Origin of the sequence: Pigmentiphaga sp. NML080357 (assembly GCF_002188465.1) — a bacterium.
Lineage (GTDB): Bacteria > Pseudomonadota > Gammaproteobacteria > Burkholderiales > Burkholderiaceae_B > Pigmentiphaga.
The window spans coordinates 21,894-31,985 of sequence record NZ_NINW01000012.1 but is presented as its reverse complement, the minus strand read 5'-3'; the positions used below and the strand labels follow the sequence as shown (position 1 = coordinate 31,985).

The window sequence follows — 10,092 nt, the reverse complement described above, 5'->3', positions numbered from 1 at the left end:
CAGCTGTTTGAGGACGGCAGTCGGGATAGCCCAGTGGGCTATCCCGGTCCGAGTTCTGCGCCCGCCCCGCCGGCCCTGTTCCCGCCGGGAAGTCCCGCGCAGCGGGACCGGCTTCGCTGCGCCCCACTGCCCGCCCGGCCCCGGCGCACCGCACAAGACCGGGTCAAAAACTCAAACCTCCAACAGCCAGGCTTTCGCAATCCGACAAACCCCGTTTGCCCAATCGCCCATTTCGCCGGGGCCGCGTTTCGTCCACACTGTCGCCACAGCGGCACATCGGCCCGGCCATGACGACGGACGGCCCATGCCGTCCGATCACAACGACGAGACACCATGCCACGCCAAATCCTCGAAGGCATCCGCATCCTGGAACTGGGCCAGTTGATCGCCGGCCCCTTCGCCGCCAAGACCCTGGCCGACTTCGGCGCCGAGATCATCAAGATCGAACCGCCCGGCCAAGGCGATCCGCTGCGCAAATGGCGCATGTTGCACGAAGGCACGTCGGTCTGGTGGGAAGCCCAGTCGCGCAGCAAGCAGTCGGTATGTGTGGACCTGCGCCAGCCCGAAGGCCAGGAGCTGGTGCGCAAGCTGGCGGCGCAGGCCGACGTGCTGATCGAGAACTTCCGCCCCGGCGCCATGGAAAAGTGGGGCCTGTCCTGGGAAACCCTGCACGCGCTGAATCCGCGCCTGATCATGCTGCGGGTGTCGGGTTACGGCCAGACCGGCCTCAAGCGCGACGAGCCGGGCTTTGCCGCCATCGGCGAGGCCATGGCGGGCTTGCGCTACCTGACCGGCGAGCCGGGCCGCCCGCCGGTGCGGGCCGGCCTGTCGCTAGGCGATACGATCGCCGGCCTGCACGGCGCGCTGGGCGTGCTGCTGGCGCTGTACGACCGCGACGCGCGCGGCGGCGAGGGGCAGATGATCGATACCGCGCTGTACGAGAGCGTGTTCAACCTGAGCGAGAGCCTGCTCCCGGAATACTCGGTGTTCGGCGCGGTGCGCCAGCCCGCGGGCGGCGCCCTGCCCGGCATCGCGCCGTCGAACGTCTATCAGTGCGCCGACGGCGAATACGTGCTGATCGCGGGCAATGGCGACGGCATCTTCGTGCGGCTGATGCGCCGCATGGGCCGCGACGACCTGGCCGACGACCCCGGCCTGGCCCGCAACGACGGCCGGGCGCAGCGTGCCACCGAGCTCGACGAGGCCATCGGCGCCTGGACGCGCACGCTGGACAGCGCCACGGTGCTGGAAGCGCTACGCGAGGCCGACGTGCCTGCCGGCCGCATCTACACGGCGCGCGACATCGCCACCGACCCGCATTACCGCGCCCGGGGCATGATCGAGACCGTCACGGCGGCCAGCGGGCTCCAGGTCGAGATGCCCGGTATCGTGCCCAAGCTGTCCGCCCATCCCGGCGCTATCCGTCACCGTGCCCCCACGCTGGGCGAGCACACCGAGGCGGTGCTGCGCGACGCCGGACTGGACGACGCGACGCTGGAGATGCTGCGCAAGAAGGGAGTGATCGCATGAACGCCGGCCCCGGACGCATCGAGATCAATGAAGTCGGGCCGCGCGACGGCCTGCAGATCGAACCCGCCTTCGTCGCCACCGACGACAAGGTCGCGCTGGTGGACGCCCTGTCCGATTGCGGCTTTGCCCGTATCGAGGTGACCAGCTTCACCTCGGCGCGCGCCATTCCCGCACTCGCGGACGCCGAGGCCGTCATGCAGCGCATCCGGCGCCGGCCCGGCGTGGTCTATACCTGCCTGGTGCCCAACCTGCGAGGCATGGAGCGCGCCTTCGACGGCGGCGCGGACGAGCTCAACCTGGTGATGTCGGTCAGCGAGACGCACAACCGCGCGAACCTGCGCATGACCCGGGAACAATCGACGGCACAATTGCTGGCCATGCTGGAACGCGCCCAGCAAGCAGGCGTGCCCTGCAATGTGTCGCTGTCCACCACTTTCGGCTGCCCATTCGAAGGCGACATCGCACCGGCCGAGGTCGAACGGCTGGCCCACCGCTTCGCGCAGGCGGGCGCGGCCGGCATCACACTGTGCGACACCACCGGCATGGCCTATCCCACCCAGGTGGCCGAGCTGTGCGCGTCGCTGGCGGCAAGCCTGCCCGCCACGGCCCCGCTTACCCTCCACCTGCACAACACGCGCGGCATGGCGCTGGCCAATGCGCTGGCCGGATGGCAGACCGGCATCCGCCGCTTCGACGCGGCGGTAGGCGGTCTGGGCGGTTGCCCCTACGCGCCTGGCGCCAGCGGCAACGTCAACAGCGAAGAGCTGGTCCACATGTTCGCCTGCATGGGCGTGGACACGGGTGTGTCGCTGGCGCCGCTGCTGGAGGTCGTGGCCACGCTGCCCCGGGTTGTGGCGCGCGAGCTGCCCAACCAGTTGCTGGCCGCCGGACCGCGGCTGCGCACCCATCCCGAGCCGGCGTGGCTGGCCGGCCATTTCGGCCAGGGCGAGACCGAACGCCCGCAACCGCTTTCCCCATAACAACCCTACAGGAGACTTCCGTGTCGATGCCTCATCGGGCCCTTGCCGCCCTCGCCTCGTCGTGCGCGCTCGCCTTTGCCGCCATGCCGGTCGGCGCCGAGACCTACCCCCAGCGTCCGGTTACCCTGATCGCCTCGGCCGCCCCCGGCGGCACGACCGACCTGGCCGCGCGCCTGATCGCCGAGCCCTTGTCCAAGGCCCTGGGCCAGCAGGTAGTGGTGGAGAACCGCCCTGGCGCCTCCGGCAGCCTTGCCGCCCAAGCGGTGGCGCGCGCCAAGCCCGACGGCTACACGCTGCTGCTGCAATACTCAGGCTATCAGGTCATCACGCCGGCCGTGGTCAAGAACCTGGGCTGGGATCCGATCAAGGATTTCGCTCCGGTTGCCAACATCCTGTCCGCGCCCCAGGTGGTGGTGGTGAATCCGTCGCTGCCGGTGAAGTCGCTCGCGGACCTCGTCGCCTATGCCAAGGCGAACCCCGGCAAGCTCAACTACGCTTCGTCCGGCAACGGCTCGCTGCAGCAGGTCTCGACAGAACTGCTCAACATGATGGCCGGCACGCGCATCACCCATATTCCCTACAAGGGCACCGGCCCCGCGCTGACCGACCTGCTGAGCGGCAACGTGGACATGACCATCACCACGCCGCCGCCGCTCATCCCCCACATCCAGGCCGGCAAGCTGCGCGCGCTGGCGATCACCGACAAGTCGCGGCTGGCCAGCCTGCCGGACGTGCCGTCGGCGCCCGAAGCGGGCTATCCGGACCTGGACGTGTCCTCGTGGTTCGCCATGTATGCGCCAGCCGGCACACCGCCGGCCGTCGTGAACAAGCTGGCGGGGGAAATCGGCAAGATCATGCGCACCGACGCCTTCCGCAAGAAGGCCGCCGACCTCGGCGCCGACGCCCGCTTCATGGATCCGGCCGAACTCGCCGCCTACACGCGCGCCGAACTGGACCGCTGGGCCAAGGTGGTCAAGGCCGCCAACATCCAGGAATAGAGGCGAAGCGGGCCGCGGGATGCCCGCGGGGCCCCGGGGAGATACACTAGCGGACTCGAACAATCCTTCCGCCGGTACCCAACGCATCCATGGCCCGTTCCCGCAGCAAATCCTCCTCCCGCCTCAACCGTGACGCCGAAAAACTGGTGTCGCTGTCGCTGTCGCTCAACGGCTCGGGCAGCCGCGTCGAGGACCGCTTCTGGGAACGGGAGCTTGGCGCGCTGTTGGACAAGCTCATGCACGGCGGCCAGGACGCCACCATCGAAGCGGCGCTCGAAACCCTGTACCAGCGCAATGCCGGCGCGTACGAGATACTGGTCGAGCAGGCCGAAACGCTGTCCGAATCGTTCGTGCTGCAAAAGGACGGGCGCGACTACGACGTGTTGCTGATCGTCGCGCCGGTGGTGGCCTGGACCCGCTTCAGCATCCCTTACGGCCCGATCCGTGCGGATCTGCTGGCCGCGCTGAAGGCCCATCTGCACGGCCACATCCTGGCCGGCGAGGCGAGCCTGGCCCTGGCGCCGGAACTCTACAGCGTCGACCAGATGCCCCACTCGTTCAGCGCCACGCGCCAATGGCTCGCGCGCCTGGGCGCCCAGGCGCTGGAACTGCCGCCGCCGCGCATGGCGGCCGGCGAGGCCGAGGTGGCCAACCTGCTGGCCGATACCCGCTACCTGGTGGGCGCCGTCGCGGTGCCCCAAGGCGCCGCGGTCTTCCGCTGGCAGGAAAACCCGGGCAAGTCCGAACCCACTCGCGAGAGCTGCCTCGCGCAATGGGTGGCCCAGGCCACGCCGCTGTTCGCCGACCTGCTTCCCGGCTGCGGCTTCGAATGCCTGCTGCCGGACGCCTATTACGTGAACAATCGCGAAGCGGACCGGCGGGTGCGGCCGCTATCGCTACGCGCCTCGGTAGCCTGGCTGGAAGCCACGCTGAGCCTCGCACCCGAGCAATTGCGCGCCGTGATCGCGGCCTGCGGCGAGACCGAACCCGAGGAATACCGCATCGGCTTCACCCAGCGCCAGAGCAACGACGTGATCTATGGCTGTGCCTGGCCGGTCTTCGGGCACGAGGACGACAATCCCGAGATGCCCACCATCGATCTCATCGCCGACCAGTTGCGCGAACTGGGCATCACCGACCTGCGCAAGCTGCCGGGCCTGCTGCCCATGGAGTTCTGCGACGATTGCGGCGCGCCCTACTTCCCGAATCCGCTGGGAGAACTGGTCCACGCCGAACCGCCGGAAGACGCCGACCCCAGCCCCGCCCATTTCCATTGAGCGGGGCAGCCGGTCAAGCGACCCGGGGGCTGGCCTCGGGCGCCGCTTCGGGCCGGTTGGCGTAGCGCCGGGCGAGTACCGCGCAGACCATCAGCTGCATTTGGTGGAAAACCATCAGAGGCAGCACGATCGCGCCTGCGGTGCTGCTCGAAAGCAGCACCTTGGCCATCGGAATGCCGGTGGCCAGGCTCTTTTTCGAGCCGCAGAAAACGATGGTGATCTCGTCCTCTTTCGAGAAGCCGAGCGCGCGGCTGACATAGGTCGTGGCCAGCAGGGCCGCGGCCAGGATCACCGCGCAAGCCACGAGGAGACCCGCCAGCGTCGCGGTCGAGGTCTGGTGCCACAGCCCGCCCACGACGGCCTCGCTGAAAGCCGAGTACACCACCAGCAGGATGGAACCCTGGTCGACATACTTGAGGACCGCGCGGTGGCGCGTGACCCAGCCGCCGATCCAGCGGCGCATCACCTGGCCGACCACGAACGGCAGCAGGAGCTGGACCAGGATCTTGCCCACGGCTTCGAACGAGACGCCCGCCTCGCCGCTGGTGCTCATCATCAGCTTGACCAGCACCGGCGTCAGGAAAATGCCCAGCAGGCTCGAGGCCGAGGCGCTGCAGATGGCGGCGGGAATGTTGCCTCGGGCCATGGAGGTCAGCGCGATGGCCGACTGCACCGTGGCCGGCAGCGCGCACAGGAAAAGGATGCCCAGGTACAGGTCGGGCGTGACCAGCGGCGCCAGGATAGGCTTGAACGCCAGCCCCAGCAGCGGGAACATCGCGAAGGTGAAGGCGAAGATCAGCAGGTGCAGGCGCCAGTGCGTGGCGCCCGCCACGATGGCCTCGCGCGAGAGCTTGGCGCCGTGCAGGAAGAACAGGAGGCCGATCGCGACGTTGGTGATCCAGTCGAATACCACCGCCGTCTGTCCGGAACAGGGTAGGAAGCTCGCGAGGGCGACGACGACGATCAGGCTGAGGGTGAAACTGTCGGGAAGGAAACGCGGACGTGTCATGAGGGGATGAACCAATAAACGAAGAAACCTGTGCCTGGCGCCCTGTCCATCGCGCCTGGGCAGCGCCGGCAAACCGGCGGCGCGCACCCGTCGGCCGGCGGCGCAGGCCGCGGCGTGCCGAGGCCGGGCGGCGTGCCCGGCTGAGGGTAAACGCGCATTATCGCCCTTCGATCCGCCCCTGCCCAGCCCGCAATCGGTGCATCTGCTGTGCGCCGGGGTCAAAAATGCCAGGGCAATTCCCCCCAAAGAACGCGCCTTTTGGGCCACGGACAAAAGTCTTTGCCGCATAATCGCAGCGAATTCGCCCTCTTTCCGGAGTCACGCATGACCGACAAGATCGCCAAGCCGGCCCAGCAGCCCATCCAGGTCTATTCCTGGCCCACGCCGAACGGCCACAAAGTGCACATCATGCTTGAAGAGTGCAAGCTCCCGTACGAGGTAACGGGCGTCAACATCGGTGCCGGCGATCAGTTCAAGGAAGAATTCCTCGCCATCAGCCCCAACAACAAGATTCCCGCCATCGTCGATCCCGACGGTCCCGACGGCAAGCCGATGTCGCTGTTCGAATCCGGCGCGATCCTTCTGTATCTGGCCGGCAAGACCGGCAAATTCCTCGGCAAGACCGACCGGGAACGCTACACCACGCTGCAGTGGCTGATGTTCCAGATGGGCGGCGTCGGCCCCATGTTCGGCCAGGCGCATCACTTCCGGCTGTACGCCCCCGAGCGCATCGAATACGCCACCAACCGCTACACCAACGAGACCCGGCGCCTGTACGGCGTCATGGACAAGCAGCTCTCCACCCACGCCTTCCTGGCCGGCCGGGCCTACACCATCGCCGACATCGCCACCTGGCCCTGGACGCGTTCGCATGCCAACCAGGGCGTGGACCTGGCGGACTTTCCCAACGTCAAGCGCTGGTTCGACGAAATCCACGCCCGCCCGGCCGTCCAGCGCGGCATCCAGGTGCTGGCCGACCAGCGCAAGCCGCAGGACGCCACAGCCAAGGAAAACCTGTTCGGCGCCACGCAGTACCAGCGCCGCTGAACGCCCGCTCCAGGGGCGGCCGCATCGGCGGCCAACCCCGCCGTCAGGCCAGCCAGGCCCCCAGCAGCGGGGCCAACAGCACCATGGCCAAGCCGCTGAAGATCATCAGCAGGCTGGCCATCACGCCGGCCTCTTCGCCCAGTTCCCGCGCCTTGGCTGTGCCGAGCGCGTGGGCCGCGGCGCCATAGGACGCGCCGCTCGCCAATCCGGAACGGCGCGGCATCAGCGCCAGGATCAGCTCTCCCGTCAGCATGCCGGCCAGGCCCGTGAACACCACGAACATCGCGGCCAGGTCGGCATTGCCGCCGAACTGGTTCGCGGTGGCGAGCGCAAACGGCGTGGAGATCGACCGCACGAGCAGGCTATGGGCAACGTCGGGCGCCAGGTGGAACGCCCGCGCCAGCCACCACGAGCTTCCCACCGCGGCCGCCACGCCCACCACCGTGCCCACGGCCAATGCGGGCCAGAGTTCGCGTATCAGGCGCCGGTACTGGTAGATGGGCACCGCGAACGCCACCGTGGCGGGGCCGAGGAACCACAGCAGCACGCGGGTATCGGCCGTGTACTCGTCCAGCGGGATGCCGAAGGCCAGCAGCAACCCCAGCAGCGCGAGCGGCGTCAGCACGATGGGATGGGTCCATACGCGCCCATGGCGGGCATAGAGCAGCTTGTTGAGGTAATACAGCGCGACCGTCGTCGCCAGGCAAAAGGCGAGCATCATGCCACGCTCCCGCGGCCTTGCCGAGTCCTGCGGCGCCGCGCGATCCATTCCACGGTCAAGGCCGTGGCGAGCATGACGCAGGCGTTGCCCAGCACGATCACCGCCGCGAGCTTCAGCCCCTCGCTCTTGAGCAACTCCTGGTAGCGCACCATGGCGACTACCGCTGGAATGAAGAAAACCAGCATGTCGGCCAGGAGCCACTGGGCCCCCTGGTCGATACGGTGCAGCGGCAGCCATCCGGCCAGCAGCAGCACAAGTACCGCGAACAGGCCGACCACCCCTCCGGGAAGCGGCACGCCTGCCCAGCGCACCAGCGTATCGGCCGTCCACCAGACGGCGACGAGGATCAGGACTTGCAGGAGACGGACGGCGAATGCGGGAACAGTGCGATCTGGCATGATTTGAACCTAGGGTATACCCTCAATTCTAGGCAAAACGCTTCCATTTATAAAATGAATAAAATCCATATGGAAAATTCCAATCTGGAATGAAATGGACCTGCGCGCCCTCCGCTATTTCGTCGAAGTCGTCCAGCGCCAGAGCTATACAGGGGCGGCGCGAGCGCTGTTCGTCACCCAGCCCACGGTCAGCAAGATGATCCGGCAGCTCGAAGACGAACTGGGCACGCCGGTGCTGCGCAAGTTCGGCCGCCGCATCGAGCCCACGGACACGGGCCGGATCGTGCTGGAACGCGGCAGCCAGCTCCTGGCCCTGCATGCCCAGTTGCAGGCTGAGCTGGCCGACGTGCGCCAGGTGGCACGGGGCGAACTGGCGGTGGGCATCCCACCGCTCGCGCACCACCTGCTGGCCCCCCTGCTGGCGCGCTTTCACCAGGATTATCCGCAGGTCGAACTCAGGCTTTTCGAGCGCGGATCGCGCTCCGTGGAAGACGAACTGCGTTCGGGCACGCTGGAGATCGGCGCCATGCTGCTGCCCGCCGACGAGAACGAGTACGAGACACTGCCCATCTGCAATTTCCCGCTACGGCTCATCGCGCCGCTATCCTCGTCCTGGGCCGGCCGGTCGCGCGTACGGCTGGAGGAACTCGCCGGCGAACCTTTCATTTTCTATGGCGAAGGCTTCGTGCTGAACGAGGTGGTCCATGCCGCCTGCCTGCAGGCGGGCTTTGCGCCACGCATCGCGGGCCGCAGCAGCCAGTGGGACTTCATGGCGTCCATGGTCGCCGCCGGGGTGGGCGTGGCGCTGCTACCGGAGCTGTTCAGCCGGCAGCTGGACCGCTCGCGCCTGGCGGTCGTGCCGCTGGAAGATCCGCAGCTATGGTGGCACATGGCCTTCGCCTGGCGCCGCGGACGCTATCTGTCGTTCGCCGCGCGGGCATGGCTCGACCTGGCGCGGCGCACGCTGCCAGGCGCAGGCGGCGCGGCGGGCGATAATGGCCCCCTTTGGGACGAGGAAAACCGCTGATGCACGCCGACATCTTCTGCCGTGTGATCGACAACTACGGCGACATAGGCGTGTGCTGGCGCCTGGCGCGGCAACTGCGCCGGGAACGGGACTGGCGGGTCAGGCTCTGGGTGGATGATCTGCACGCCATGGCCCGCCTGGTGCCCGAGGTGGACCCGAGGCTGCCTGCGCAGCGCGCCGACGGCGTGGACGTCGTGGACTGGACCCGCCCGGCCCCGCCCCTGCCGCCGGGCGACGTGGTGATCGAGGCATTCGCCTGCGATCCGCCGGCGGAATTCGTGCAGCGCATGCGCGACCAGGTCCGCCCGCCGGTCTGGATCAACCTCGAATACCTCAGCGCCGAAGACTGGGTCGAGAACTGCCACGCCCTACCCTCGCCCCAGCCCGGGGGGCTGCGCAAGTATTTCTTCTTCCCCGGATTCACCCCCGCCACCGGCGGGCTGCTGCGCGAACGGGACCTCCTGCCCGCGCGCGACGCCCTGCAGGCCGACCCACGCGAGCGTGCGGCCTTCCTGGGCGGCATAGGCCTGCCCGAGCCGCTGGCGGGCGAGCGCCTGCTTACCCTGTTCTGCTATGCCGATGCTCCCGCCACCGTCCTGGCCGACGCGCTGGCGGCCGGCGACCAGCCCGCGCTGCTGGCCATCCCGCCCGGCGTCGCGCCCTACCTCGCGGCCGGGACGCGCGGCAGTCTGCGCGTGGCCCGCATACCCTTCCTGCCCCAGCCCGACTACGACCGCCTGCTCTGGAGCGCGGACCTCAATTTCGTCCGGGGCGAGGACTCGTTCGTCCGCGCCCAGTGGGCCGGGCGTCCCCTGGTGTGGCACATCTACCCGCAGGCCGAAGCCGCCCACGTCGACAAGCTCCATGCCTGGCTGCGGCACTACCCCGCGCCGGCGGCGGCACGGGAGCTGCAGACCGCCTGGAACGGCGATGCCGGCGCTTCGCGCTTGCCGCAGTTGCTGGCTCAGGCCCTGTCGTCCGCCGTCTTCGAGCCGTGGACCCGGGCGGCGCAAGACTGGAGCGGCGCCCTGGCGAAACAGCCGGACCTGGCATCCAATTTGGCGGATTTCTGCCTGGCGTTGCAGGAAAGCCGCCCTTGACGCGC

Annotated in this window: 10 protein-coding genes; 7 read left to right on the top strand and 3 right to left on the bottom strand. The window is 68.5% G+C overall.

Going from position 1 to position 10,092, the window contains the following annotated elements:
* Positions 1-333: 333 nt before the first annotated feature.
* The 4 genes from CDO44_RS03255 (at position 334) to CDO44_RS03240 (ending at position 4,785) form a co-directional block, all read left to right on the top strand.
* A complete protein-coding gene (locus CDO44_RS03255) occupies positions 334-1,530 on the top strand; it encodes a CaiB/BaiF CoA-transferase family protein (RefSeq protein WP_087778881.1) in 1,197 nt (398 codons plus the stop codon).
* Complete coding sequence (locus tag CDO44_RS03250; RefSeq protein WP_087778879.1) at positions 1,527-2,510, top strand: hydroxymethylglutaryl-CoA lyase; 984 nt, start codon at positions 1,527-1,529, stop codon at positions 2,508-2,510. The genes CDO44_RS03255 and CDO44_RS03250 overlap by 4 nt, the downstream gene beginning before the upstream one ends.
* Positions 2,511-2,593: 83 nt before the next feature.
* On the top strand, positions 2,594-3,508 hold the full coding sequence (locus CDO44_RS03245) for a tripartite tricarboxylate transporter substrate binding protein (protein ID WP_233146021.1): 915 nt from the start codon (positions 2,594-2,596) through the stop codon (positions 3,506-3,508).
* 89 nt (positions 3,509-3,597) lie between these two features.
* The gene (locus tag CDO44_RS03240) at positions 3,598-4,785 is read left to right on the top strand and encodes a DUF2863 family protein (RefSeq protein ID WP_087778875.1); all 1,188 of its coding nucleotides are present in this window, start codon (positions 3,598-3,600) and stop codon (positions 4,783-4,785) included.
* A 13-nt stretch (positions 4,786-4,798) separates the two neighbouring features.
* Here the strand turns inward: CDO44_RS03240 and CDO44_RS03235 are convergent, their stop codons facing one another.
* Positions 4,799-5,794 carry a bile acid:sodium symporter family protein gene (locus tag CDO44_RS03235; RefSeq protein ID WP_087778873.1) on the bottom strand — a complete coding sequence of 332 codons (996 nt, stop codon included), beginning with the start codon at positions 5,792-5,794 and terminating at the stop codon, positions 4,799-4,801.
* A gap of 324 nt (positions 5,795-6,118) precedes the next feature.
* Here CDO44_RS03235 and CDO44_RS03230 point away from each other — a divergent pair, with 324 nt between their 5' ends.
* Positions 6,119-6,841 (top strand): glutathione binding-like protein, encoded by a 723-nt coding sequence (locus CDO44_RS03230; RefSeq protein WP_087778871.1) that lies wholly within the window; start codon positions 6,119-6,121, stop codon positions 6,839-6,841.
* Between the two features lie 43 nt (positions 6,842-6,884).
* Here the strand turns inward: CDO44_RS03230 and CDO44_RS03225 are convergent, their stop codons facing one another.
* A complete protein-coding gene (locus CDO44_RS03225) occupies positions 6,885-7,562 on the bottom strand; it encodes an LrgB family protein (RefSeq protein ID WP_233146019.1) in 678 nt (225 codons plus the stop codon).
* Positions 7,559-7,960, bottom strand: coding sequence for a CidA/LrgA family protein (locus CDO44_RS03220; protein WP_087778867.1), 402 nt, complete (start codon positions 7,958-7,960; stop codon positions 7,559-7,561). Before CDO44_RS03220 ends, CDO44_RS03225 begins: the two co-directional genes overlap by 4 nt.
* A 94-nt stretch (positions 7,961-8,054) precedes the next feature.
* Here CDO44_RS03220 and CDO44_RS03215 point away from each other — a divergent pair, with 94 nt between their 5' ends.
* Positions 8,055-8,987: a LysR family transcriptional regulator gene (locus CDO44_RS03215; RefSeq protein WP_087778866.1), complete on the top strand. Its 933-nt coding sequence runs from the start codon at positions 8,055-8,057 to the stop codon at positions 8,985-8,987.
* Positions 8,987-10,087: an elongation factor P maturation arginine rhamnosyltransferase EarP gene (gene earP / locus CDO44_RS03210; RefSeq protein WP_087778864.1), complete on the top strand. Its 1,101-nt coding sequence runs from the start codon at positions 8,987-8,989 to the stop codon at positions 10,085-10,087. Before CDO44_RS03215 ends, earP begins: the two co-directional genes overlap by 1 nt.
* The last annotated feature ends 5 nt before the right edge of the window (positions 10,088-10,092 follow it).

Excerpts from the sequence above, each read along its gene's own strand:
- CDO44_RS03245 (WP_233146021.1), top strand. The coding sequence starts at position 2,594 with ATGCCGGTCGGCGCCGAGACCTACCCCCAGCGTCCGGTTACCCTGATC.
- CDO44_RS03225 (WP_233146019.1), bottom strand. The coding sequence starts at position 7,562 with ATGATGCTCGCCTTTTGCCTGGCGACGACGGTCGCGCTGTATTACCTC.
- CDO44_RS03240 (WP_087778875.1), top strand. The coding sequence starts at position 3,598 with ATGGCCCGTTCCCGCAGCAAATCCTCCTCCCGCCTCAACCGTGACGCC.
- CDO44_RS03255 (WP_087778881.1), top strand. The coding sequence starts at position 334 with ATGCCACGCCAAATCCTCGAAGGCATCCGCATCCTGGAACTGGGCCAG.
- earP (WP_087778864.1), top strand. The coding sequence starts at position 8,987 with ATGCACGCCGACATCTTCTGCCGTGTGATCGACAACTACGGCGACATA.
- CDO44_RS03250 (WP_087778879.1), top strand. The coding sequence starts at position 1,527 with ATGAACGCCGGCCCCGGACGCATCGAGATCAATGAAGTCGGGCCGCGC.
- CDO44_RS03230 (WP_087778871.1), top strand. The coding sequence starts at position 6,119 with ATGACCGACAAGATCGCCAAGCCGGCCCAGCAGCCCATCCAGGTCTAT.
- CDO44_RS03215 (WP_087778866.1), top strand. The coding sequence starts at position 8,055 with ATGGACCTGCGCGCCCTCCGCTATTTCGTCGAAGTCGTCCAGCGCCAG.
- CDO44_RS03220 (WP_087778867.1), bottom strand. The coding sequence starts at position 7,960 with ATGCCAGATCGCACTGTTCCCGCATTCGCCGTCCGTCTCCTGCAAGTC.
- CDO44_RS03235 (WP_087778873.1), bottom strand. The coding sequence starts at position 5,794 with ATGACACGTCCGCGTTTCCTTCCCGACAGTTTCACCCTCAGCCTGATC.